Source organism: Proteus sp. G4380 (assembly GCF_963885725.1).
Taxonomy (GTDB): domain Bacteria; phylum Pseudomonadota; class Gammaproteobacteria; order Enterobacterales; family Enterobacteriaceae; genus Proteus; species Proteus mirabilis.
On the sequence record NZ_CAWPAV010000070.1, the window covers coordinates 17,415 to 41,873 of the forward strand.

30 protein-coding genes, 1 tRNA gene and 1 pseudogene are annotated in these 24,459 nt (G+C 39.1%); 16 read left to right on the forward strand and 16 right to left on the reverse strand.

Annotation, left to right across the window (positions count from 1 at the left end):
* Positions 1-88 precede the first annotated feature (88 nt).
* Positions 89-1,333, reverse strand: a complete 1,245-nt coding sequence (gene lysA, locus AACU98_RS06110) for a diaminopimelate decarboxylase (protein WP_017827569.1) — start codon at positions 1,331-1,333, stop codon at positions 89-91.
* Positions 1,334-1,442: 109 nt separating this feature from the next.
* Here lysA and AACU98_RS06115 point away from each other — a divergent pair, with 109 nt between their 5' ends.
* On the forward strand, positions 1,443-2,369 hold the full coding sequence (locus tag AACU98_RS06115) for a LysR family transcriptional regulator (RefSeq protein WP_004244812.1): 927 nt from the start codon (positions 1,443-1,445) through the stop codon (positions 2,367-2,369).
* Here AACU98_RS06115 and AACU98_RS06120 read toward each other — a convergent pair.
* The gene (locus AACU98_RS06120; protein WP_004244813.1) at positions 2,346-3,266 is read right to left on the reverse strand and encodes a LysR family transcriptional regulator; all 921 of its coding nucleotides are present in this window, start codon (positions 3,264-3,266) and stop codon (positions 2,346-2,348) included. The two genes, AACU98_RS06115 and AACU98_RS06120, sit on opposite strands and share 24 nt — an antisense overlap.
* Positions 3,267-3,370: 104 nt before the next feature.
* Between AACU98_RS06120 and AACU98_RS06125 the strand changes: the two genes are divergently transcribed.
* Positions 3,371-4,243: an MBL fold metallo-hydrolase gene (locus AACU98_RS06125; RefSeq protein ID WP_237612032.1), complete on the forward strand. Its 873-nt coding sequence runs from the start codon at positions 3,371-3,373 to the stop codon at positions 4,241-4,243.
* Positions 4,231-4,896 (forward strand): DsbA family protein, encoded by a 666-nt coding sequence (locus AACU98_RS06130; RefSeq protein WP_017827570.1) that lies wholly within the window; start codon positions 4,231-4,233, stop codon positions 4,894-4,896. The genes AACU98_RS06125 and AACU98_RS06130 overlap by 13 nt, the downstream gene beginning before the upstream one ends.
* Positions 4,897-4,997: 101 nt before the next feature.
* On the opposite strand, the gene AACU98_RS06135 is transcribed toward AACU98_RS06130, so the two are convergent.
* Positions 4,998-5,630 carry a prepilin peptidase gene (locus tag AACU98_RS06135; RefSeq protein WP_017827571.1) on the reverse strand — a complete coding sequence of 211 codons (633 nt, stop codon included), beginning with the start codon at positions 5,628-5,630 and terminating at the stop codon, positions 4,998-5,000.
* A 247-nt stretch (positions 5,631-5,877) separates the two neighbouring features.
* Here AACU98_RS06135 and rsmE point away from each other — a divergent pair, with 247 nt between their 5' ends.
* The 4 genes from rsmE (at position 5,878) to ruvX (ending at position 8,671) form a co-directional block, all read left to right on the forward strand.
* Positions 5,878-6,609 carry a 16S rRNA (uracil(1498)-N(3))-methyltransferase gene (gene rsmE, locus AACU98_RS06140; RefSeq protein ID WP_017827572.1) on the forward strand — a complete coding sequence of 244 codons (732 nt, stop codon included), beginning with the start codon at positions 5,878-5,880 and terminating at the stop codon, positions 6,607-6,609.
* Positions 6,610-6,619: 10 nt separating this feature from the next.
* Positions 6,620-7,576: a glutathione synthase gene (gene gshB, locus AACU98_RS06145; RefSeq protein WP_049211316.1), complete on the forward strand. Its 957-nt coding sequence runs from the start codon at positions 6,620-6,622 to the stop codon at positions 7,574-7,576.
* A 112-nt stretch (positions 7,577-7,688) separates the two neighbouring features.
* Positions 7,689-8,252: a YqgE/AlgH family protein gene (locus AACU98_RS06150; protein ID WP_049210105.1), complete on the forward strand. Its 564-nt coding sequence runs from the start codon at positions 7,689-7,691 to the stop codon at positions 8,250-8,252.
* Positions 8,252-8,671: a Holliday junction resolvase RuvX gene (gene ruvX, locus AACU98_RS06155; RefSeq protein WP_004247382.1), complete on the forward strand. Its 420-nt coding sequence runs from the start codon at positions 8,252-8,254 to the stop codon at positions 8,669-8,671. The genes AACU98_RS06150 and ruvX overlap by 1 nt, the downstream gene beginning before the upstream one ends.
* Here the strand turns inward: ruvX and AACU98_RS06160 are convergent.
* A complete protein-coding gene (locus AACU98_RS06160; protein ID WP_161735688.1) occupies positions 8,668-9,687 on the reverse strand; it encodes a type IV pilus twitching motility protein PilT in 1,020 nt (339 codons plus the stop codon). The two genes, ruvX and AACU98_RS06160, sit on opposite strands and share 4 nt — an antisense overlap.
* Positions 9,688-9,708: 21 nt before the next feature.
* Here AACU98_RS06160 and AACU98_RS06165 point away from each other — a divergent pair, with 21 nt between their 5' ends.
* From AACU98_RS06165 to hemW, 5 genes are read left to right on the forward strand one after another with little or no spacing between them, the layout of a single operon-like run.
* Positions 9,709-10,407, forward strand: a complete 699-nt coding sequence (locus AACU98_RS06165) for a YggS family pyridoxal phosphate-dependent enzyme (RefSeq protein ID WP_161735690.1) — start codon at positions 9,709-9,711, stop codon at positions 10,405-10,407.
* A gap of 18 nt (positions 10,408-10,425) precedes the next feature.
* Positions 10,426-11,244: a pyrroline-5-carboxylate reductase gene (gene proC, locus AACU98_RS06170; protein WP_004252280.1), complete on the forward strand. Its 819-nt coding sequence runs from the start codon at positions 10,426-10,428 to the stop codon at positions 11,242-11,244.
* An 18-nt stretch (positions 11,245-11,262) separates the two neighbouring features.
* Positions 11,263-11,826: a YggT family protein gene (locus AACU98_RS06175; RefSeq protein WP_004244828.1), complete on the forward strand. Its 564-nt coding sequence runs from the start codon at positions 11,263-11,265 to the stop codon at positions 11,824-11,826.
* Positions 11,827-11,836: 10 nt separating this feature from the next.
* Positions 11,837-12,430, forward strand: a complete 594-nt coding sequence (gene rdgB, locus AACU98_RS06180; RefSeq protein WP_161735692.1) for an RdgB/HAM1 family non-canonical purine NTP pyrophosphatase — start codon at positions 11,837-11,839, stop codon at positions 12,428-12,430.
* Positions 12,423-13,553, forward strand: coding sequence for a radical SAM family heme chaperone HemW (gene hemW, locus AACU98_RS06185; protein WP_004244830.1), 1,131 nt, complete (start codon positions 12,423-12,425; stop codon positions 13,551-13,553). Before rdgB ends, hemW begins: the two co-directional genes overlap by 8 nt.
* Before the next feature lie 102 nt (positions 13,554-13,655).
* On the opposite strand, the gene AACU98_RS06190 is transcribed toward hemW, so the two are convergent.
* The 5 genes from AACU98_RS06190 to trmB form a co-directional block, all read right to left on the reverse strand.
* Positions 13,656-14,606 carry a siderophore ABC transporter substrate-binding protein gene (locus AACU98_RS06190; protein WP_012367557.1) on the reverse strand — a complete coding sequence of 317 codons (951 nt, stop codon included), beginning with the start codon at positions 14,604-14,606 and terminating at the stop codon, positions 13,656-13,658.
* Positions 14,607-14,753: 147 nt separating this feature from the next.
* Positions 14,754-15,491 carry a YggN family protein gene (locus AACU98_RS06195; protein ID WP_049211312.1) on the reverse strand — a complete coding sequence of 246 codons (738 nt, stop codon included), beginning with the start codon at positions 15,489-15,491 and terminating at the stop codon, positions 14,754-14,756.
* Positions 15,492-15,562: 71 nt separating this feature from the next.
* Entirely contained in the window at positions 15,563-16,489 is a 927-nt protein-coding gene (gene glsB / locus AACU98_RS06200) for a glutaminase B (RefSeq protein ID WP_161735694.1), read from the reverse strand.
* Positions 16,490-16,565: 76 nt separating this feature from the next.
* The gene (locus AACU98_RS06205) at positions 16,566-16,892 is read right to left on the reverse strand and encodes a YggL family protein (RefSeq protein WP_004244834.1); all 327 of its coding nucleotides are present in this window, start codon (positions 16,890-16,892) and stop codon (positions 16,566-16,568) included.
* Positions 16,892-17,611 carry a tRNA (guanosine(46)-N7)-methyltransferase TrmB gene (gene trmB, locus AACU98_RS06210; RefSeq protein WP_004244835.1) on the reverse strand — a complete coding sequence of 240 codons (720 nt, stop codon included), beginning with the start codon at positions 17,609-17,611 and terminating at the stop codon, positions 16,892-16,894. Before trmB ends, AACU98_RS06205 begins: the two co-directional genes overlap by 1 nt.
* 215 nt (positions 17,612-17,826) lie before the next feature.
* Between trmB and mutY the strand changes: the two genes are divergently transcribed.
* The 4 genes from mutY (at position 17,827) to AACU98_RS06230 (ending at position 20,639) form a co-directional block, all read left to right on the forward strand.
* Positions 17,827-18,867 carry an A/G-specific adenine glycosylase gene (gene mutY / locus AACU98_RS06215; RefSeq protein WP_161735696.1) on the forward strand — a complete coding sequence of 347 codons (1,041 nt, stop codon included), beginning with the start codon at positions 17,827-17,829 and terminating at the stop codon, positions 18,865-18,867.
* 30 nt (positions 18,868-18,897) lie between these two features.
* On the forward strand, positions 18,898-19,170 hold the full coding sequence (locus AACU98_RS06220; protein ID WP_004244837.1) for an oxidative damage protection protein: 273 nt from the start codon (positions 18,898-18,900) through the stop codon (positions 19,168-19,170).
* Between the two features lie 62 nt (positions 19,171-19,232).
* Positions 19,233-20,303, forward strand: coding sequence for a membrane-bound lytic murein transglycosylase MltC (gene mltC, locus AACU98_RS06225; protein WP_004244838.1), 1,071 nt, complete (start codon positions 19,233-19,235; stop codon positions 20,301-20,303).
* Positions 20,304-20,563: 260 nt separating this feature from the next.
* Positions 20,564-20,639: transfer RNA gene (locus tag AACU98_RS06230), tRNA-Phe, on the forward strand.
* 334 nt (positions 20,640-20,973) lie between these two features.
* Here the strand turns inward: AACU98_RS06230 and AACU98_RS06235 are convergent.
* The 7 genes and pseudogenes from AACU98_RS06235 to pilL2 form a co-directional block, all read right to left on the reverse strand.
* Positions 20,974-21,222, reverse strand: a complete 249-nt coding sequence (locus tag AACU98_RS06235; RefSeq protein WP_004247373.1) for an IS3 family transposase — start codon at positions 21,220-21,222, stop codon at positions 20,974-20,976.
* A 219-nt stretch (positions 21,223-21,441) separates the two neighbouring features.
* Positions 21,442-21,714, reverse strand: a complete 273-nt coding sequence (locus AACU98_RS06240) for a transposase (protein WP_036972209.1) — start codon at positions 21,712-21,714, stop codon at positions 21,442-21,444.
* A 226-nt stretch (positions 21,715-21,940) separates the two neighbouring features.
* Positions 21,941-22,210 (reverse strand): hypothetical protein, encoded by a 270-nt coding sequence (locus AACU98_RS06245; RefSeq protein ID WP_004244841.1) that lies wholly within the window; start codon positions 22,208-22,210, stop codon positions 21,941-21,943.
* Positions 22,211-22,213: 3 nt separating this feature from the next.
* Positions 22,214-22,780: a hypothetical protein gene (locus tag AACU98_RS06250; protein ID WP_237611758.1), complete on the reverse strand. Its 567-nt coding sequence runs from the start codon at positions 22,778-22,780 to the stop codon at positions 22,214-22,216.
* A 48-nt stretch (positions 22,781-22,828) separates the two neighbouring features.
* Positions 22,829-23,089, reverse strand: a pseudogene (locus tag AACU98_RS06255) (TIGR03747 family integrating conjugative element membrane protein); the annotation flags it as partial.
* 15 nt (positions 23,090-23,104) lie between these two features.
* Positions 23,105-23,809: a TIGR03759 family integrating conjugative element protein gene (locus AACU98_RS06260; RefSeq protein ID WP_161735697.1), complete on the reverse strand. Its 705-nt coding sequence runs from the start codon at positions 23,807-23,809 to the stop codon at positions 23,105-23,107.
* Positions 23,810-23,891: 82 nt separating this feature from the next.
* Positions 23,892-24,359 (reverse strand): PFGI-1 class ICE element type IV pilus protein PilL2, encoded by a 468-nt coding sequence (pilL2, locus tag AACU98_RS06265; RefSeq protein ID WP_409553906.1) that lies wholly within the window; start codon positions 24,357-24,359, stop codon positions 23,892-23,894.
* Between the last annotated feature and the right edge of the window lie 100 nt (positions 24,360-24,459).

Below are 24,459 nucleotides of genomic sequence, written 5' to 3' on the forward strand. Positions count from 1 at the left end.
GAAACACGGATACAACACCTCATTATTTTAATTTAATAATGAGGTGTTTTTTATTGGGAGATGATCACACTGGGAGGAATAGTAAAAGTTACAGGTTAATTTCTAGCGCTAATAGCTCTTCAATGGTTTGACGACGTCTAATTAATTGAGGTATGCCCTGTGAAATTAACACTTCAGGAATAAGGGGACGACTATTATAGTTAGATGACATTGATGCACCATAAGCCCCCGTATCATGAATAACTAAGTAATCACCAACTTCTGCCGGAGGTAATAAACGAGGAGCAACCATTCCTCCTTCTTGCTGGGTAAACACATCACCAGATTCACAAAGAGGCCCCGCAACTATGGTTTCTTGTTGAAACTCGCTAGATTTTAATTGGCCGTATTTATCTAATAATGTGATTTGATGGTAACTACCATACATAGCTGGGCGCATTAAATCACTAAACCCTGCATCCACCAGCACATAATGACGATTTCCCATCGACTTAACCGCCCTTACTTGTGACACTAACACGCCAGACTCAGCCACTAAAAAGCGTCCTGGTTCAATTTCCAGTTCAATATCATGCCCAAGGTGTTGCGCTATACGTTGACGAGCACTATCCCATAAAGAGAAATAGTGGTTTAAATCGACTCTTTTATCTCCTTGCTGATAAGGTGTTGACAATCCCCCACCGGCCGAGATGGCTTTAATATCAACATTAGAGGTGAGTACTTGCTCAACCATTGCATCACAGACACTCGCTAAATGCTGATAATCAACCCCTGAGCCAATATGCATATGGAAACCAACCAAATTCAAATTGTATTGATTAATCACCGCTAATGCTTCTGGCACATCTTCATACCAAATACCATGTTTGCTATTTTCCCCACCTGTATTGGTCTTTTGGCTATGTCCATGACCAAACCCAGGATTTATTCTTATCCACACCGCGTGCCCTTGATGACGTTCTCCAAGTTGGCGAAGCATATCAATAGAACCTGCATTAACCGGAATATCTAATTCAACCACACGTTCAATCGTTTTTTCATCGAGTAAATCGGCGGTAAAGACAATTTCACTACGCTCTCGACCACCTTGGAAACCGGCAACCAACGCCCGCTCAATTTCACCTAGTGAGACAGAATCAACTTTAACGCCCTGCTGTTTCATTAACCGTAAAATATGAATGTTAGAGCAGGCTTTTTGTGCAAAACGAACCACATCAAAGGCTTTTAATTGCTCAATATGTTCAGAAATAGTCTCACCTTGATAGATCCATAATGGCGTGCCATAAGTTTGTGCTAATTGAGATAGGATCGCATTGTTGGATGTTGTCATCATTTTTTACTCAGCAATGTAGGGTGAATAAAAATATTATTAAGCAATTAAAGCGGGAATAAAAATATCAAATTAGCTATAGTCTATTCACTTGTGATATAGGATAAAATTTATGAAAACTCCATTTAGTTGGCGACATATTGAAATTTTTCATGCAGTGATGACCACACAAAACCTAACCGAAGCGGCAGATTTACTGAAAACGTCTCAACCCACAGTCAGTCGCGAACTATCACGTCTTGAACAGCTATTGTCATTTAAGCTATTTGATAGAATTAAAGGTCGACTACAACCTACCACGGAGGGATTAAGATTTTTTGAAGAGGTACAGCGCTCTTATTATGGACTTGACCGCATTATTACCGCAGCCAATAGTATTCGCCATTTTCATCAAGCGGAATTAAATATCACCTGTTTACCGGCATTTGCTCAATCACTATTACCCTCAATTTGCCAACAATTTCTCAGCCAATATCCCGAGGTTAATTTAACGATAGTGCCACAGGAGTCTCCTTTATTAGAGGAGTGGTTATCTGCACAACATTATGACTTAGGGCTAACTGAGCACACACAAACACCTGCCGGAACCCAACAAGAAACACTGCTAACGTTAAATGAAGTCGCTATTTTGCCAAAGTCTCATGTGTTAAGTAAAAAAGCATTACTGCAGCCACAAGACTTTCATCAAACTCGTTTTATCAGCTTATCTGCTAATGATAGTTATCGACAACTTATTGATGCTATGTTTATTAAACAGGGGATCACTCGACAATTGATCATGGAAACACAAAGTGCGGCCTCAATTTGTGCCATGGTGAGTAAAGGCATTGGTGTTTCTATCGTTAACCCTATTACCGCCCTTGATTATCAATATAGTGATCTCTGTATACGGCCACTGAGTTTTACCATTCCATTTACGGTGAGTTTGATCACACCATCTCATCGCCCCTCATCACAACTTGTGCGCTATTTTATTGATGTGATGAAAACCACTTTAGCTAATTACCCAAAACAATTAACTCACGCGTTCACCCGATAATGACAACCAATGAGGCGAAGAGGCAAACCAGTCAACCAGAAAATCCAGTAAAACACGCACGGCTGCGGGCATATTTTGTCGGCTCGCTAACACGGCATAAATTCCCATAGGCTGTGGCTGATAATCCGCTAACAAAATTTCTAACTCACCCCGTTCAAGATAGGGTTTTGCTGAGCAGTAAGGTTGTAAGGAGACTCCGGCACCTTGCAAAGTGGCTTGCAATAACACAACAGACTCATTGGCACTTAAATTACCACCTACAGGAACAGAATAACGCTCATCACCTAAACTAAACTCCCACAAGCTACTGCCAAAAAAGCGATATGTGAGACATTGATGATAAGTCAAATCATCCGGCGTGTTAGGGATACCATGTTTAGCTAAATAATCTTTATGAGCACAAACCACAGAAAGACATTTTGCTAAAGGGCGGGCTATCAGATTAGGCTCTAAATGGTTGGTAATACGCAATGCAATATCAATACGCTCTTCAATAAGATTGACTGTCTGATTAGATATCTGCAAATCGACTGCAATAAGAGGATAAAGTTGTATAAATTCAGTTATAGCCACAGATAATGCACAATTAGCGAGTGATTGTGCCGTTGTAATACGCACCAGCCCACTGATTTGGTGACTCTCTTTGGGAATATTCGCGGGAATACGCTCGGCCATCTCTAGCAGTTGTAAACTTTGTTGATAAACTAATTCTCCCACGGAAGTCAGACTCTGCTTACGGGTTGTTCTATGCAACAAACGCACCCCAGCCCACTCCTCCATTTCATTAAGATAGCGCGTCACCATTGCTCTAGACATACCTAGATAATCAGCAGCTTTAATCATGCTACCTTGCTTAACGATGGTCACAAAAACCTCTGATGCTTTAATTTTGTCCATATTATTTGCTCGATTTATGCAACAATGTATTCACCAAAACAGGGTTTTTCTCCCATTTCATGCAACCTATTATAGAACGCATCAACATGATGGAGAAAATAAAGATGAAAAAATTACTTCCTTTAACACTTGCAACTACTGCGTTTTTCGCCACTTCTGTTATGGCAGCAGAGTTAACATTAGATATCTACAATCCCGGTGATGCCAGTGTATTCCCTGTTTCATCTGAAATCATTTATGGTGATAAAGATGCTGTCTTAATCGATGCTCAATTCCAAAAAAATGATGCTCAAGCCTTAGTCGATAAAATTAAAGCATCAGGGAAAAACTTAACTTATATCTATATCAGCCATTCTGATCCCGATTTTTATTTTGGGTTAGATGTCATTACTGAAGCATTTCCAAATGCTAAAGTGATTGCCTCAGCTCCCACCGTCAAAATCATTAATGAAACCCAAGCAGGAAAACTTGCCTACTGGGGGCCTGTCCTCAAAGACAATGCCCCTAAAAAAGTTATCATTCCTGAAGTCGTTACTGGTGATAGTTTTTCTCTTGAAGGTGAAAAACTCTATATCAAAGGATTAGATAGCCAATCTCCAGAAAGAACCTATGTTTATGTGCCAAAACTGAATGCTATTATGGGTGGGGTAATACTGTCTGAAAATATTCATGTGTGGCTAGCAGATACTCAATCTAAAGCACAACGCCAATATTGGCTAGAAGCGTTACAACAGATTAAAACGTTATCACCTAAAACGGTTATTCCAGGACATTATGTTCCAAAAAGCAATTATGATATGCGTTCTGTTGATTTCACAATGAATTACCTTAAAGAGGCAGAAATTAAACTCGCTGAAACTCAAAACTCAGAACAATTTATTGCGGCGATGGAAAAAAGTTATCCTGACTTAGCAGATAAATCGAGTTTAGAGCTTAGCGCAAAAGTCCTTAAAGGAGAGATGAAATGGCCTCAGTAAGCCATGTGAACCAAGAAAATAGCACCAAAAAGCTGCACTATATTTACGATCCACTTTGTGGGTGGTGCTACGGCATTGCCCCACTTATTGAAGTAGTGAGTCACGAATACCCACATGTACTAACACTACATGGTGGGGGATTATTTACCCCGACAAGAAAAGTGACAGGGGGCGATGCATGGAAAGAGCATGTTACCCCTATCGATGAACGTATTAGCCAGTTATCGGGACAAATTTTTAGCCAGCAATACCGTGATAACCTCGCCAATACAGAGATGACATTAAACTCACTGATGCCAATTGCAGCGATATTGGTAGCAAGAAAAATGGGCGATAGAGATGTCATGTTATTAAAAGCGTTACAAGATGCCTATTATCTTGATGGATTAAATATTAGTGATAAAGATGTGCTATTTTTTATCGTACAAAAACTCGGGTTTGATATCACCCTTTTTTCGACGCTATTTACGCAAGTAAATGAGTATGAAATAACTCAACATATACAGCAAACTCAACAATTAATGCATCAAGTAAATGGTCGTGGTTTCCCAACGCTATGTATTGAAGATAACCAAACCTACCAGTTGATCCCAGTAGAGAATTATTTTGGCGATACAAAAAGTTGGACTTCTTTTCTAAAACAAACGCTGTAATACCTTACTGAAAATAGAGTAAATAATGATAGAGACTTGAAGGTGTAGACAAATTCTACACCTCACTCTTATTTAATATTCAGCAAGAAATATTAGCCTATTTAATACATTATTATTGTCTTTACTCTTAAAACAACTATCGCTGAAAATGCAAGGCAAGAGCCAAAGGCAATCTGCTTTATCTTCACATTAGTAAAAGCCCAAATAAGCATATAAATAACAATCCCTAATAGTGCAGCAAAAAAGAGGATATAAGGTAATAGTTCTGTTCCACACCAAGCGCCTATGGCACTAAAAAGCTTTACATCACCCAACCCCAAAATAGTCTCTTGATATATCCAATAACCGAGCCAATAAATACTATAAAAAAACAAGCTTGCGACTAAACAGCCATAAAAAGAGCAAGTTGAAGAAATCACGCCATAAGGCGTTAAATTAAGCGTAATTCCAAAGAAAAGTAACCAAAAAGTTAAGTTATCAGGTAGCTGAAGATAATCTGCATCGAAAAACGAGAGAGTTAAGAGGTAAAAACTAAACAATAGAAATAATATTAATAACGAATAATTAGAAATAGTAAAAGACCAATAAAAACAGATAATTAAATAGACTTGCCACAATTGCTGATAACGAATAGGTGAGAGGCGTGCTAAAACAGAGGTAGAGAAATAATCGCTACCCCCTTTTAAAAAGGTAAAAAAGGCCATTGTAATCATGATGTTTTGCGGTAATAACATAAATATCTATCCTTGATATTTGCGAGTTCCTAATCTAGGACTCTAAAATAGAATGCTATTACTTCCAAGCAATGGTTGTTTTATCATATTGCAAACATGAAGTTTTACGACAAATCTCGCAAATAAAATCCAGCTATAATGATAGAAAAAGCCACCTGATAACTTGCATGAGCTAATGGCATGCGTATGATGCATATCACAATATCTTGTTTATCATGGTTAACATTTTACGTAAGGGTTTCACGTTATGCGTATTCCTCGCATTTATCATCCAGAGCCACTCAGTGCAGGTACACAAACTTCATTAGCAGAAGAAGCTGCAAATCACGTTGGACGAGTATTAAGAATGTCAAAAGGCCAAAAACTGGCACTTTTTGATGGCTCCAATCAAGTATTTGATGCTGATATTATCGAAAGCAGCAAAAAATCAGTGATTGTGCAGATTAATGAAGGACAAATAGATGATAGAGAATCCCCACTTGATCTCCATTTAGGCCAAGTACTTTCACGTGGTGAAAAAATGGAGTTTACTATCCAAAAGTCCGTTGAATTAGGTGTTAACACTATTACTCCGCTGATCTCTGAACGTTGTGGTGTTAAACTAGATCCTAGTCGTTTAGAAAAAAAGCATCAGCAATGGCAAAAAATTATTATCTCAGCCTGTGAACAATGTGGCAGAAATAAAATTCCACAGCTTATGCCGGTGATGTCATTAGAGGCGTGGTGTGCCCAAACGGATGATAGCTTAAAACTTAATTTACACCCTAGAGCAAGCCAAAGTATTAATACCTTGCCACTTCCAGTTAAAAAAGTACGACTATTAATTGGCCCTGAGGGGGGATTATCCCCTGAAGAAATTGCCATGACAGCAAAATACCATTTTACTGATATTTTATTAGGTCCTCGTGTATTAAGAACTGAAACAACAGCACTCACCGCAATCACCGCTTTGCAGGTTCGGTTCGGCGATCTGGGATAAAGGAGAAATAATGATTAAATTAGGTATTGTGATGGATCCTATTTCATCCATCAAAATTAAAAAAGATACCAGCTTTGCCATGTTACTCGAAGCACAGCGCCGTGGTTGGGAAATCCATTATATGGAAATGAACGATCTTTATCTTAATCAAGGTGAAGCCCGTGCTCACACACGTCTGTTAAGTGTAGAAGAAAACCCTGAAAAGTGGTTTGAATTTGGTCAAGAGCAAGATATTGCGTTAGGCTCCCTTGATACCATTTTAATGCGTAAAGATCCCCCATTCGATACCGAATTTATCTATGCTACCTATATTCTTGAACGTGCTGAAGATATGGGGACTTTAATTGTTAATAAACCACAAAGCTTACGTGATTGTAATGAAAAACTGTTTACAGCATGGTTCCCTTCATTAACGCCAAATACATTAGTCACTCGAGAAGCCAAACATCTTCGTGCTTTCCATGAAAAACATGGTGATGTGATTTTTAAACCACTTGACGGTATGGGTGGCGCCTCTATTTTCCGCCTGAAAAAAGATGATCCAAACGTCGGTGTTATTATCGAAACCTTAACAGAGCACGGTCACCGTTTCTGTATGGCACAGAATTTCTTACCAGAAATTATTGATGGTGATAAACGTATTCTGGTAGTTGATGGAGAGCCGGTTCCTTATTGCTTAGCTCGTATCCCTGCCAAAGGTGAAACCCGTGGTAACTTAGCCGCTGGTGGCCGTGGAGAAGCGCGTCCATTAACAGAAAGCGATTGGGCAATTGCACGCCAAGTAGCACCTATCTTAAAACAAAAAGGCCTTATTTTTGTTGGATTAGATGTTATTGGTGATCGTTTAACGGAAATTAATGTTACAAGCCCGACTTGTGCTCGTGAGATTGAAGCAGCTTATCCTGAGGTTTCTATTACAGGTATGTTAATGGATGCTATTGAAGCTCGCCTTAACAAGAAAAACTAATTTTTAAACGATGTGTTTTAAGGTTTAAAAGTCTTTACCTAGCCCTTATATTAAACATTATCAATAGGGCTAGGTTTTTTAATAAAAACAATCAGAGAACAGTATTACTATTATGAATTTACTCAACCATTTTCTTATTGCTATGCCATCATTAAGCGATCCGCTCTTTCAACGCTCGGTCGTCTATGTTTGCGAACATAATGAAAACGGTGCAATGGGTTTAGTTATTAATAAGCCAATTGAAGATATCTCTATTGAAAGTGTCTTAGAGCAGTTGGAGATATTCTCAGCAGATAGAGATAGTGCGATTAGCTTACAAAAACCGGTTATGTCTGGTGGCCCTGTAGCGGAAGAGCATGGTTTTATCTTACACACCCCTGTTTCTGGTTTTAGCTCAAGTATTAAAATCAGCGATAGCACCATGATCACCACGTCAAAAGATGTGTTAGAAACATTAGGCACAGCAAGACAGCCTGAAAAAACCTTAGTCTCATTAGGATATTCCAGTTGGGAAAAAGGCCAGCTTGAGAGAGAAATTTTAGAAAATAGTTGGCTTACCGTTGAAGCAATCCCACAAATCATTTTTGATACCCCAATTGCAGAGCGTTGGCATAAAGCCGCCGAACTAATTGGTATCGATATCCACACAATTTCACCAACGGCTGGTCATGCATAATGTCAAATAGAACGGTAATGGGGTTTGATTTTGGCACCAAAAGTATTGGAGCCGCAATAGGTCAAGAAGTTACAGGGACAGCAAGGCCATTAGCCTCCTTTAAAGCTAAAGATGGTATTCCAGATTGGAGTCAAATCGAAAAAATCATTAAAGAATGGCAACCGGATTTAGTGGTGGTAGGTTTGCCTCTTAATATGGACGGCACAGAACAGCTAGTAACTACTCAAGCCAAAAAATTTGCCAATCGCTTACATGGACGTTTTGGCGTACAAATCGCCTTACATGATGAGCGCCTTAGCACAGTAGAAGCCCGTGCTCACCTTTTTGAACAAGGGGGGTATCGCTCTTTAGATAAAGGCAGTGTTGATGCAACTTCTGCCGTTATTATTTTAGAAAGCTGGTTTGAACGGCAGTATTAATTTTCTTCATTGATGTGCTCATTGAGCAAACCTTCATATTGACGTTGTTGGCGACTTAAAGTGAAGGTTTGCATGCCATATTCAAACCCAGTTTGCATTAATGTCGTCACTTGATGATATTTCCCTTCTCTGATCAGATGTGCAATCCCCTGCGTCATATACATCACTTCAAACAGGGCAACACGCCCGCCTTGTGTTGCTGGAACCAATTGCTGAGAAATAATTGCTTTTAAGCTTCCAGCTAATTGTGCCGAGATCCATTGTCGTTCATTGGATGAAAATACATTAGTGACACGCTCTAACGTTTGAACAACGCCTTGCGTATGTAATGTTGCTAGTACTAAATGCCCCGTTTCAGCCGCAATTAATGCCATTTTAATACTTTCTAGATCTCTTAATTCCCCTAGCATAATTACATCGGGATCTTGACGTAATGCGGCTTTTATTGCACTCGCTATATTTTGTACATCGCGCCCTATTTCACGTTGTTGGATAATGCTTTGCTTATTGGTGTAAATAAACTCTATTGGCGCTTCCAAAGTAAGAATATGCTGACGCTTATGCTGATTGAGATAATCAATCATCGCCGCTAATGTGGATGATTTACCACTCCCTGTTGCTCCCGTCACTAAAATGAGTCCATTAGAAACATTATCTAATAATGCAGTGATTGATTTTGGTGCGCGTAGTGATGTTAATGTCGGGAGTTGTGAATTTATCACTCTTAGTACTGCGGATATCCCTAATTGTTGGCGAAATAAATTCACTCGTAAGCGCTGCCCCTCAGCAAGAGTTATCGCCGTATCAACTTGCCCCTCCTTACCAAAAAATTGCAATTGCGCTGTGGTCAGATAAGGTGTTATCCATTTGAGTAGCGTATCAGAAGTAATAGGTTTACATTGATTTTGTTGATAAAGTACGCCATTGATCCGTAATCGTGGCACATCGCCACAACAAAGGTGCAGATCGGAAGCATTATGCTTTACACTATATATAATTAATTTTTCCATATTCATCTTATTATCTCCTGAGTTGCCATGAATACTATTAAACAGAATCTCGTCAATGTCAGGTCTCACATTGACACCGCAGCGCAAAAATGCGGGCGTTCTCCAGACAAAATAACTCTACTTGCAGTTAGTAAAACTAAGCCTGTGAGCGATATCGAAAAAGCAATTGCATGTGGACAAACTGAATTTGGTGAAAACTATGTGCAGGAAGGTGTAGATAAAATTAGCTATTTTGCTGAAAACAAAAATTTAGTTTGGCACTTTATTGGCCCATTGCAGTCCAATAAAACACGTCTTGTTGCTGAACATTTTGCCTGGTGCCATACCATAGATAGATTAAAAATAGCGCAAAGATTAAGTGATCAACGTCCAACTACGTTACCGCCACTCAATGTTTTGATCCAAATAAATATTAGTGATGAAAACAGTAAATCAGGGATCTCTCTTACCGAGCTTGATGGCCTTGCTGCACAAATATCCATTCTGCCAGGGATCAAACTGCGCGGACTAATGGCTATTCCTGCCCCAGAAAATGACTATAACAAGCAAGTCGAGGTACTAGAGAAAATGCATCAAGCATTTAAACAGTTACAAAACCAGTACCCCGATATTGATACATTGTCGATGGGAATGACTGGTGATATGGAAGCAGCAATTGCCTGTGGCTCAACACTGGTACGTATTGGAACGGCCATTTTTGGCGCTCGTGATTACGCCAATAAATAAAAAAGAGGTTAAATTAGTATGGAACATCGCAATATCGCTTTTATTGGTGCCGGAAATATGGCACACGCTATTATTGCAGGACTGGTTAATGGTGGTTATCCCGCAAAAAACATTACGGTAAGTTCACCTTCAGAGGTTCGACGTGAGCCTTTAGAAAAAGAGTTTGCCATACAGAGTACTTGCGACAACATCAGTGCTGTTGAAAATGCCGATGTCATCGTATTAGCCGTCAAACCACAAATGATGGCTGAAGTTTGTAAGCCATTACAACATATCGATTTTAGTCAAAAATTAGTGCTAACCATTGCCGCGGGTATTCCAGCTTCTCGTTATAATGATTATTTAGCCACTTCGCTACGACTGATCCGCATCATGCCAAATACCCCAGCACTGGTTGGCAAAGGGTTAAGCGGTATGTTTGCTCAAAACACTATTACCCCTGAAGATAAACAATTTGCTGATGCGTTAATGAAAAGCGTCGGTACGACGGTTTGGGTAGAGCAAGAATCAGCTATCAATGATATTATCGCCGTTGCGGGTAGTGCGCCTGCTTATTTCTTCTTGTTTATGGAATCTATGCAACAAGAAGCCGAGCGCTTAGGTTTTTCAGCCGACGTAGCAAGAGCTATTGTACAACAAGCAGCCAGTGGCTCTACTGCATTAGCTGAAAAACAAAATAGCTTACCTTTTTCAACATTACGTGAACAAGTAACGTCAAAAGGTGGCACAACAGCTGCAGCATTGGCACAATTCTATGCAGGTAAATTACCTGAGAATGTTGCTTTAGCGATGCAAGCGGCGATTAAACGAGCGCAAGAAATGGAAAAACAGTTTTAATTTCATCAGGGCCAACTAATGAACTTTTTAAATTTCGTCATTCTGACTCTTATTCAACTCTATATTTCCGTGCTACTACTTCGTGTATGGATGCAATGTGTAAGAGCTGATTTTTATAATCCATTTTCACAATTTGTGGTTAAAATTACCCAACCTGTTGTGCGTCCATTAAGAAGAATTATCCCCTCTATTGGCTCTATTGATACTGCTTCGGTCATCTTGGCATATGTTTTAGTGTTATTAGAAATTATCCTCCCTTCTTACTTATCCGGAGCAGGTGGTGCTATTCCATTTTCTTTAGTCCTACCCTTCGCATTTATTGAATTACTCACCGCAGCAGGTAAGATTATTTTTTGGATGATTATCATCCGTGCAATTCTCAGTTGGGTCAGTCAAGGACGTAATCCTATCGATCATCTGCTCTTCCAATTAACTGAGCCTTTAATGGCCCCAATTCGCCGTGTTATTCCGGCAATGGGAGGATTAGATTTCTCAGCCATGATTGTTATCCTGATCCTTTATGCCCTTAATTATTTACGTGTAGATGTTTTACAGTGGCTAATCACCATGACACTTTACTAAGGAAGATAATATGCAAAAAGTGATTCTTGCTACTGGAAACCCCGGTAAAGTAACAGAGTTAGCCTCATTACTCGCTGATTTTGGTTTAGATATTGTCGCACAAACTGAGCTAGGTGTTGGCTCAGTTGAAGAAACAGGTCTTACTTTTGTAGAAAACGCACTAATTAAGGCGCGTCATGCTGCCAAAGTAACAGGCTTACCGGCTATAGCTGATGATTCAGGGATCTCGGTTGATGCATTAGGTGGTGCTCCGGGCATTTACTCTGCTCGTTATGCTGGTATTGAGGCAACCGATCAGCAAAATGTAGATAAATTACTCGAAGCAATGAAAGATGTTCCCGCAGAGAAACGTCAAGCTCAGTTTAACTGTGTGTTAGTTTATCTACGCCATGAAAACGATCCCACTCCGCTAATTTTCCATGGTATTTGGCAAGGTGTGTTAACTCAAGAAATGCAAGGTGATGGTGGATTTGGTTATGATCCTATTTTCTTTATCCCTGAGCTAAATTGCACTGCGGCACAGTTAACCAGAGAGCAAAAAAATCAATACTCTCACCGTGGTAAAGCACTAAAACTAATGTTGGATGCACTTAAGAATGCTTAAGTTACCACCATTAAGTTTGTATATTCATATTCCTTGGTGTGTACAAAAATGCCCTTATTGTGATTTTAATTCTCACACCTTAAAAGGCGAAGTTCCACATCAGGAATATGTGCAACATCTGCTCAATGATTTAGATGCTGATCTTACTCATGTTGGCTCTCGTGAAGTGCAAACTATCTTTATTGGTGGTGGCACGCCAAGCCTATTAAGTGCTGAATCAATGGCTGATTTACTGTATGGCGTAAAAGAGCGCATAGCCGTTGCTCCTGATGCTGAAATTACGATGGAAGCCAATCCTGGTACGGTTGAAGCTGAACGATTTGCCGGTTTTCAACGTGCGGGAATTAACCGTATATCCATTGGTGTACAAAGCTTTGGTAATGATAAACTGATCCGCTTAGGACGCATTCATGATGCCGATGAAGCTAAAAATGCCGCGAGACTAGCAAAAGAGTTAGGCTTACGTAGCTTTAATCTTGATTTAATGCATGGCTTACCTGACCAATCATTATCTCAAGCACTTTCAGATCTACAACAAGCAATCGCTTTATCTCCCCCACATCTTTCTTGGTATCAATTAACTATTGAACCCAATACGCAATTTGGCTCCCGTCCGCCTAAATTACCTGATGATGATATGTTATGGGATATTTTTTCTGAAGGTGACAAATTACTCACCGCAGCAGGATATCAACAATATGAAACATCGGCTTATTGTAAGCCAGGTTTTCAATGTCAACATAACCTAAACTATTGGCGTTTTGGGGATTATTTAGGTATTGGCTGTGGTGCTCATGGAAAAATAAGTTTTGCCGATGGCCGAATTATGAGAACGGTAAAAACCAAACATCCTAAAGGTTTTATGGCAGGACGTTATCTTCACCAGCAAAATTGGGTTGATAATGATGACCGTCCATTTGAATTTTTTATGAACCGCTTTCGGTTATTAGAAGCTTTTCCTCGGCAAGATTTTAGCGACTACACGGGGCTTGCACAAGAGACTATCCGTAGGCAAATTGATGAAGCACTCGCATTAGGTTATATCAGTGAAACAGAAACCCATTGGCAGATAACGCCCCACGGTAAACTGTTTCTTAATTCATTACTTGAACTCTTTCTTTAATACGAAAATTCACTTATTTCGTTAATAAACAAATGCCCATACTGTTCATTTACACTATGGGCATAATTTATTTATCGGCGCTTATAACCATTATCACTGATTTTAAAGTGCACTTTGCACCGCTTCAATTTGCTGAGTAAGACTTTCTAATCCACCACCAGAGAGATACCAAAGATCAGATTGCAAATAAACAATACCACCATTTTTATAAGCAGAAGTTGTTTTCACTTCATCATTTTCAAAGGTGTTTTTCTCTAATTTACCGGCACCAATGGCTTCACTGCGATCGATAATAAAAATAACATCCGGATTTACTTTGGCGATCATTTCAGAAGTAACCACGCGACGTTTGCCTTTCTCTTCTTCAGCAACAGGTGGTAATTCTGCTTTCTTCGCTTTAACCACATCGTAAATCACGCTTTGGTTATTGGGCATTAAATTGCCTGCATTGTGCAGTAAGACCAACACTTTTTTATCTGATCCTGCCGCTTTTTTCTGAGCCTGTTCAATCACGGTATTCAATGTTGCTAATTGTGTTTGAGTAGCTTGTTGCTTATCAAATAATTCACCTATTAATTGAATATTCGCTTCCACTGAATCAAGATAATTCGCACTATTTGTACCTAAATTAATCGTGGGGGCAATGTTTGTGAGTTTCTCATAAGAAGCGCCTTGACGACCGGTAATAATAATTAAATCAGGTTTAAGCTCAGCGAGTCTCTCAAAATCAGGGGCTTTCATTCCCCCAACATTAGCCACATCATTCGCAATACGCCCTTTAATATATTCAGGTGCATTTCCTAATGGTAAACCAACCACTTTATCCGCTAAACCTAATGCAACTAAAGAGTCATATAGACCAAAATCAAACAGTACAACCTTAGACGGATTTTTAGATACTGCAGTTTCACCTAATAGGTGCTTGATAACAACTTTATCATTTTGCTGTTCAACAATTTGATTAGGCTGGTATGTAACTGAGGTATTACTTAATGCAGAAAAACTGCTAACTGACAGAAGAGAGGCAGTAACTAACGCAAGGATCTTTTTCATGAATTTAGCCCTGTTTAAGTGGAATACTTAAGCAGGGCATTCTAAACAGCTTACTTTACATGTCAATTGAATAAGAATGATTTTCATTGTTATTTTCAACTATTGTGAATCAACAATCTATAACTCTTATTTACTGTAAGGATAAAGCTATTTGTTTAGTGAATTTATCAATTCGACACGTTGGTTTTCCATTTGGGTGATTTTATTACATGCCTGCTGCCCAAATTGATTAAATGAAGCTTCTTGTTGCTTCCACTCTTTTTCGATGATTTGTTGAAAACCATCAAGATTACCTAATAATCCACTTAAGGCTTTTTTCCTATCACCACTCGCAGCAGCTAGTAATTGTTTTTGACCTAATTCATTAATGCTATCTTGCAACATCCCCCCAAGGCTACTCTCAATTATTTCTCGCCCTTTGGTTTCGACCTGTTTAATCGCTTGAGCATGGAATGTGACATTATCAGGCTTGAGCGAAATAACAGTATCCATTTGTTGATTAAGATTTTTTTCTAAGTCACTTAAGCGCTTTAAAATACGGCTATCTTGCCCAAAGGCTTCAATAACAACTTTATCCAGTACTTTTCTTGACTCTTGTAATTTAATTCCCGTCTCTTTTCTTAACCAAGGAATATCTTGCCTAACTGTCGCTTGATATTTTTTCGCAATAGCTTGTTGCTCAGGGGTTAGTGTGACGCTCTTTTCATCGCGCAGTAACGTGCCATCGGGATAAATAACAAGTAAACCATTAGAGCCGACCACTTCAACAAATTCAGGTGTAATACGTAAATCATCTTTTGGCGTGACAGCACAGTCAAAACTGGGTGCAGCAGTGGCTGAACTTGCGACAAAAACCAATGCAACGACCAACTTTTTAAATCCCATAATCGCTCTCCTAGAAGCGTATTGAACTACTTTTTTTACCTAACATTGCGCATTCTTGGCGCTACAGCCACTTAAAATATTGAGCGCCCTACTTTGTTTGCTAATAATTCAAGGGCAGCACACCCCGCCAATGAGTTACCAGATTTATCCAACTCTGGTGACCATACTGCTACGGTAAAGGCATCAGGAACCACAGCAATAATACCGCCTCCCACCCCAGACTTACCGGGAATACCGATACGGAAAGCAAACTCTCCCGCACCATCATACATACCACAAGTTAACATTAACGCATTTATTTGTCGGGCTTGTCTTGGCGTAATAATCTGATTTTTACTTCCAACACATATTCCTTGATTCGCTAAGTAGCTAAAACAACGAACAAGCTCTACACAACTCATTTCAATCGAGCAATAGTGAAAATAGGTTTCTAATACGGTGATAACATCATTATCAAAATTATCAAACGATTTCATCAGATAGGCAATGGCAGCATTGCGACTTAAATGTTCCATCTCTGATTTTGCCACAACGGTGTTATAGCAAATATCAGCTGTATTCGTCAGTGCACGAATAACTTCTAACATTCTCTGTTTTGGCGCACTTAATCGCGATTGCAACATATCCGTAATCACTATCGCTCCAGCATTGATAAAAGGATTACGTGGTAGCCCTTTTTCCATTTCTAACTGGATCAACGAATTAAAAGGTAATCCTGAAGGCTCTTTGCCTACTCGTTGCCAAATCTCGCTTTCATCATAACGTGTTAACGCAAGGGTTAAGCTAAGTACTTTTGATATAGACTGAATAGAGAAACGTTTATCGGCCATACCCGCTTGATAAAGCTCACCATCAACCGTATACACGGCCATAGCCACTTGATTAGCAGGTACTTGAGCGAGAGCAGGAATATAATCTGCTACTTTTCCTTGCCCAATTAAAGGACGAATTTGTTGCAATATATCTGACAATAATGCGTTAGATAACGTTGTAGTCACAGCTGATTCCCTAGACAGACAAGGGCATCCTGTTGGATGCCCTTGTGATTATTTGCTAAAAATGTATAACTTTTTATTAGTCCCACCAAACGTCAAATAGTTCAGAGGTCTGTACATCTTGCATATTTTTTTCTTTTAAGTAGTTTTCTACTAATTGACGATGCTCTTCGGTACATTTGCCAATTTTTTGTAGACAGATCAGGCCTTCCCAACTCAGATAACCACTCGCATCAAATGCCAGCCCATTTGGCTCTATCACATTAAGGATAAAGTCATCAACAAAGCTGTCGACCTCCTCAATAGGGGTATTTTCTGGGAACGTCCATTTAACTGAAAAACCTAATTCCTGAAATTCATCGATACGCATTTTTTTGCGTAAGCGGCGACTACGTTGTTTAGCCATTATTTTACCCTCTTAAACATAAGATCCCATACTCCATGCCCTAAACGATGACCGCGTTGTTCAAACTTAGTCACGGGGCGTGTTTCTGGTCGTGGTACATAATCCTGAGTTTCTGATAAGTTCTGATATCCATCAACACTTGTCATAACTTCAAGCATATGTTCTGCATAGGGTTCCCAATCTGTTGCCATATGGAAAACACCGTTTGGCGCTAATTTAGTTAAAATTAACTCTGCAAATGGTACTTGCACAATACGACGTTTATTATGACGCGCTTTGTGCCATGGATCAGGAAAAAACAACTGAACCATCTGTAAACTATTATCTGGGATCATGTGATTGAGTACTTCTATCGCATCATGACACATAACTCGCAGATTTGAGATATTCTCTTCTTGTGCACTGGCAAGGCAAGCACCTACACCGGGGGCATGTACCTCAATACCAAAGTAATTATTTTCTGGCGAATTTTTTGCCATAGTCACCAACGAAGCGCCCATTCCAAAACCAATTTCTAAAACAACAGGGGCGTTACGTCCAAAAACCTGACTGAAGTCGATAGGTTCCGGTTGATATTCAATGCCAAAGATAGGCCATTGCTTTTCTAATGCTTGTTCCTGACGAGGAGTTAAACGGCCTTGTCGGCGAACAAAACTACGAACGCGTCGTAAAGCACGCCCTTCTTCATTGAATTCCGGAGAAATTACATTCTTGATCATGTCTAATACTGTCAGTCGTTAGGCCAATTATTAACTTAATAACGTTATAATGTCGTTATAGTATACATTTAAGCGACATTATCCAAAGATAGCCAATTTTAGCAAGAGTCACCTATATAAGCATCACTCTATAAGATAAATATTAAGGGTGTTTACAGTTTATGCTCTCTGTGGTGCAATCTTACCCTTATACAGATCTGAGTTAAAAATAAAATATGATGGAAGCACAGCAGTTCTCGCAAGTCGTACTCGACTGGTATCACAAATACGGGCGCAAAACATTACCTTGGCAACAAGAAAAAACGCCTTATCACGTTTGGTTATCTGAGGTGATGTTACAACAAACTCAAGTTGCCACGGTGATCCCTTATTTTGAGCGTTTTATTGCGCGTTTTCCGAATGTTAGCGCATTAGCGAAAGCGCCACTTGATGAGGTGCTACATTTATGGACGGGTTTAGGTTATTACGCCCGCGCCAGAAACTTACATAAGGCGGCACAACACATTGTAGATAAGCATCAAGGACAGTTTCCTGATACCTTTGAGGACGTTTGTGCTTTACCGGGTGTGGGACGCTCTACAGCAGGGGCTATTTTATCGCTATCACTAAAAAAGCCTTACCCTATTCTTGATGGCAATGTAAAACGTGTTTTAGCGCGTTGTTATGCTGTAGAAGGTTGGCCGGGTAAAAAAGAAGTTGAAAATAAATTATGGGAAATCAGTGAACAAGTCACCCCAACCAAAGGGGTTGAATATTTTAATCAAGCAATGATGGATTTAGGGGCAATGGTTTGTACGCGAACAAAACCAAAATGCGAACTTTGCCCTTTAAATACAGGTTGTATTGCTTATGCTCACCATAGTTGGGCGGATTATCCGGGGAAAAAACCTAAAAAGGCTATTCCGGAAAAAACAACTTATTTTCTTATTTTACAATATGATAATCTGGTCTGGTTAGATAAAAGACCACCAGCAGGAATATGGGGAGGACTGTTCTCCTTTCCTCAGTTTGAAACAAAAATACTTTTAGAACAGTGGCTAGCTGAACATGGTCTTGAAAATAATAAAACTGAGCAATTAATTTCATTTAGACATACTTTTAGCCATTTTCATTTAGATATAGTACCAATTTGCGTAAAACTCTCCACGTTTACCTCTCTGATGGAGGCGCAACAAGGACTTTGGTATAACTTACAAACCCCGGCAAGCGTAGGGCTTGCGGCACCTGTAGAAAATTTACTTAGACAATTAGTCTAAGCTAATACCGGCGATATTTGAGGATTTATTATGAGTAGAACTATTTTTTGTACTTTCCTAAATAAAGAAGCGGATGGACTTGATTTTCAGTTATATCCAGGAGAGCTTGGAAAACGCATTTTCAATGAGATTTCTAAAGAAGCTTGGGGTCAATGGATGGCAAAGCAAACCATGCTTATCAATGAGAAAAAACTCAACACAATGAATCCTGACGATCGCAAATTATTAGAACAAGAGATGGTAAGATTTTTATTTGAAGGCCACGATGTTCATATTGACGGCTACACACCACCTGAAAAATAATATCCATTTTCCAGAGCCATTACGGCTCTGGAGTTTTATTCACCAGAGCGATGCAATAGACCATGAAAAAAATCCTTCTCTTGCTGATTATCGCCCCTCTACTCATCTCATGTAGTAGTAAACCCACTAAAACTTTTGAGCCTGATTACAGCAAAGACACCAATGCCTTCGATATATTAATGGGACAATTTGCCAATAATATCGAGATGATTTGGGGAATGCAGGAAGTATTAATCGCAGGCCCTAAAGACTACGTAAAATATACGGACGCTTATAGAACTCGTAGCCATATTAATTTTGAAGCGGGTACTATCACTATTGAAACCCTAGGGGGTGACGCGCCTCAATTCCAATTACATAAAGCGATTGTCACGACATTGCTTATGGGAGAAGATCCCGGCTCTATCGACCTCTACTCTGATGTAAATAATATCCCCCACAGTACAGAGCCTTTTTTATTAGGACAAGTACTTGATAATACAGGGCAGCCTATACGCTGGGAGTGGCGAGCAAATAAATTTGCAGATTATCTAATTGCCAATAAATTACAAAAACGTCAATCAGGGCTGAACACTATTTGGTATGTCACTATTAACTTAGTACCTAACCACTTAGATAAACGTGCACATAAATACTTACCTTATGTACAACAAGCCGCGGCCAAGTATGGTGTTGAACCTTCCCTGATCCTTGCAATTATGCAAATTGAATCCAGCTTCAACCCCTATGCGGTAAGTAGCTCAGATGCACTAGGCTTAATGCAAATTATGCCAGCAACAGCCGGACGAGATGTATTTCGTATGCAAGGTAAATCAGGACAGCCAAGTCGCAGTTACTTATTTGATCCGGCGAATAATATCGATGTTGGTACAGCGTATATCTCGATATTACAAAATAGCTACTTAGGTGACATTAAAGATCCCGTTTCTCGTCGCTATGCGGTGATACAGGCTTACAATGGCGGTGCGGGTAGTGTGTTACGCATCTTCCATAGTGATAAGAAAAAAGCAGCCGCGATGATTAATAACTTAGCGCCGACGGAAGTTTATACGACATTGCGCAATAAACATCCGGCCGACCAATCACGGCGTTATCTTGAAAAGGTAAGCACCGCGCAACGTAACTATCGTTAACCATTATTATGGTTAAAAATAAAGCTTACCCAATCAATTTGGGTAAGCTTTTTTGTTATCGGTACCCTGCTTTTGTTCACTTCGCTACATTTTTTCTTTATTGCTCTGCGACAACAAAAATCACTTCAGTACTCTTTTTACTCATTCTGTGAAAAAAAGAGTCTTTTATTAATCAATAAGATTAAAAAAACAGCGATTGAACAGTTTTGTGATAAATAACGTTGACGAAGACGGTGAGATCGGGTTTAATACGCCCCGTTGCCCGGATAGCTCAGTCGGTAGAGCAGGGGATTGAAAATCCCCGTGTCCTTGGTTCGATTCCGAGTCCGGGCACCATATTTATTTTGTTCGTCAGTGAGTTAAATCACTGAGAGGGCAAACAAGAGTTGAAAAATAATATAATTTGGCACAGTCACTTTATGTTAAAACTCTTAAACTAAACAGTCTTGCTCATATCAAGGCTGTTTTTTTTATTTGTCACTTTTACTTTCTTTCCTAATCACTGTCAAATCTAGATACTCCTCTTGTTATTCTTATCACATCAATTCCGCTTCAAGTATATCTCGCAAGTTATCAACACTTTCATCAATGTATTCTAATGTCGATGTAATACTGGCATGCCCTAATTGTTCTGCACAACTAAATCTGCCGTCATTCGTTTATCGATGTGTCAACCCGCAATACGGCGTGAGTATAAGTCCATCACGATGACTAAATACACCCAGCCCTCCCCTGTTTTTAAATAGGTCACATCACCCGCCCGCACTTCATTAGGTGCGTGAGGATTAACATTTTGATTTAACAAATTATCGACTACCGCATCACTGTGTTTGCGTTTTGTGGTGACTTTGTAAGCAACACGCTGAGTGACGACTAGGCCAAGCTGAGCCATTAGCTTTTGAACGCCATAAGCACTCACGCTAAAGCCCTCTTTGCATAACCGTTTATATCACGTTATGTAACCTAAGCTATTTCGACTCTGTTCAAAGATAGCTTTGGTTCTGCGGTGATCAATTTTGCTGGGCGTTTAAGCCAAGCGTAGTAGGCAGAACGACTTATTTTCATTAACTTACAGAGCTTCTGCACGGGAAACTGAGAAGGTAATTGCTTAATCGTTTTAAACGTTACTTGGTTTCCTTTAGCTGGAGGGCGCTGCTTTTTTTAGGATTTTTTTCTCCATCCTAAGTTCTTTATTTTCTTTTCGAAACCTTAATAGTTCAGCTCTCTCATCGGAATTCAAGCTACTACCGGATTGCTCAGCGTCGAATTTTGCTTTCCAGTTATAAAGTAATTTATCGGTGATCCCTAAAGAAGCTGCCGCTTTTGAGACGCTATAACCTTGTTTTGAGACTAATGCGACCGCTTCTTGCTTAAACTCAAGAGTATAAACTCGGTTTGTTCGTTTTTTCATTCAACACTTCAATAGTTAAATTATATTCCATTATTAAAGTGTCTTGTTTGATTAAAGCAGATCAATTAGGCAGTCGCTAATCCTTCAACACACATTGTTGCCGTAAGAAAATATCAAGAGCTTGAGTAATCAGAAATTAATTTTGTAATTAAAACCACTAGCTACACCATAGATATGCAAAAAGAGAGTCTAAACTCTCTTTTTCTGTATCCAATAACTATTTATTTTATGAATGATTTACTGATTTTATAGATTTCAATAAAGTATTAAAAACTTCATTCTGTGATGCTCTGATCCTTTTTCCTTTTGGAGTAACAAAGGTCACTTCTTTTCCACTACGACTACAAACAGTACTAACAGTACTTCCATCTTCTCGAGTCTGAATAATGTGTGGCGTTTGGAAAAACGAAGACTCAGGCGTAACAGATTTTCCTTTTCTGGTTACCATACCCAACTCCTTAGTTTGCCATGTTGATTGCATTATAGTATCGCTCATAAATCACTCACTATCAACTGAGCGGTTATTTTGCTCAAACCAATTTAATAAATCTTCTGCTGAGCGGTAAAGTATTTCTTTTGAACCATCACCAGTTAAATCCTGAAAACCATGTTTTTCAACATAGTATGTTGCAACATTTTCATTTATAGGAAACATGAGCCGTACACCCGTCCCTTGTGTCAGTAACAGAAAAAACACTATGGTATAAAGCATAAACTTAAGCGTATTTCCATCAAGAATAGATGATTTAATTTGAAAGTTCTGAATCATTTCAATATTCAATACATTATCAGAGCAATATTCACAAATGCAGGCTCCAGCAGGCCTATTTTGCATATCTAAAAACTTAAAACAAAAGCTAAATCCATTATCATTTTGAAATGTTTGTCCTGCGTGATCCCAAGGAAGTTGCCTCTCTGGCGGAAAATTTCTAGTACTTGCAATACACCATGCTAAGTCTGATTCATTTAATAAATATGCCATAAAAGATTGCTCAGACTGTTGAAATAACTCATTAGTTAATCTAATTGCCTCCTCACCACACTCTCGTATTGTTAACTCAGGCATCAGCAACTCCATCGCATCTTAATCTTAATTAATAAAAAGGAATAATCCCTACAAATACTTTTTAAAACACCCTATTGTCACAGAAATAGCTATCCCTATCAAAAAGATAGAAGGCAACAACAAGAAATTCGGATAAACTGCAAATGGCAATGACAAATACAATACACAGAGGATATAAATTGCGGGCTTGATTATTCGCTTAGCATGATGATAAACAAAACTAGATTCATAAGCTGCACCATATCGACGTAAATCACGTCTGACCAAACCATCAACAACGGCGACTATTATCACCAAGATAAACAATGGAGATAAATAAAAAAACTAATCGACTCTTTGCCATCCTTGCGTTCCTTGTTGTAAAACAACAGGCATTATTCCATTGCCATGCTTTAGCCATATCCCGTTATCATGGTTTAATGTGATATGGCGATTTTTTACCTTTTCGATAGGAATATGATGTTTTTTAGCCCAATTTCGTATCACATCATCTTTCCCCCCACTTCCCACTAAATAGATATCAATAGGTTGATTTAGTTTGATAAGCTGAGCGAGTTTTACCTCACAAATAGAACAACTTTCTTTTACAAATAAAGCCTGACGACTTTCTCTCATTTCATTTTGAATTGGTAAAATTTCAGGATAAAGACGAAGCCATGCTTGATTCGCCTCTCGCTGAAAGGCTAATTCTGCTTCAACACGCTGAAATTCTTGCCTCACCACTAATTCAGCAAAATAACGTCGCTCCTCATAAGTACGAGCTTCAATACCTAATAAAGTTAAGGGATCTAAATTCGGTGAAAACAGCCCTCGTATCCCCTTTTTTAGCATTTCATAACATTGCCATTCTTTCTCTGTTAATTTCCATTCTTGAGCATTTTCAGCGATTAGTGATTGTTCTAATGCCTGTTGCTCTGTTTTTAAAACTTGATGTTGACTTTGATCCGCCATTCCTTCTGTTGACACTGTCAACACGCTAATCCCCAATGAGACTAAAAATTGAGAATTCAATATAGATTGAATTTTCATTGCAACATCCTATCCGCTGATAATATTGAGTTTGTGAGTATTTCTGTCGGTAATTGGTAACCTTCTCGCAATGAATGACAAATTATTCGTTGTACTGCATCAATCTCAAGTGCCATGCAACACCTGCCAATACTTGCAAAGCCTGCTTTAAGCGCATAGGCCCTAATTGATGATGTACAACAGGAAGTTTTTGGTTATAGAGTACTTGATTAGACGATGTTGTCTTACATAAAGAATATCCCGACGGTTGTAAAATATAACGCATTGCATCACTAACAGGGGATTGTTGAGAAGTTGGGATATGAACATCAATTATTTGTTCGATCGGGTCACTTTGAGCCAACGTTGGAGATATATTTATCAATAGATAGCGATCATAACGCATAACTTTTGGTGTTGTTAGATAGAGATCGGGCTGTGCTATTTGAATGTTTTTATTGAGAATGATCGAGCGAGGTTCAGTTTCAAGTTGCTGAAGTTTTTCTTTCGGAGTATAAGCCGTTATAAATAAGGTAGTGAAACAGATTATAAAGGAAATGGGTTTGTTCATAAGGACTCTCTGTTACAAAGAGTCCAACTTTGATGGATTGTTGGTTAAGGGGCAATGAGGAAGTGTTTATAAAAATAGTCTGATTAAGTGTCATTATTGA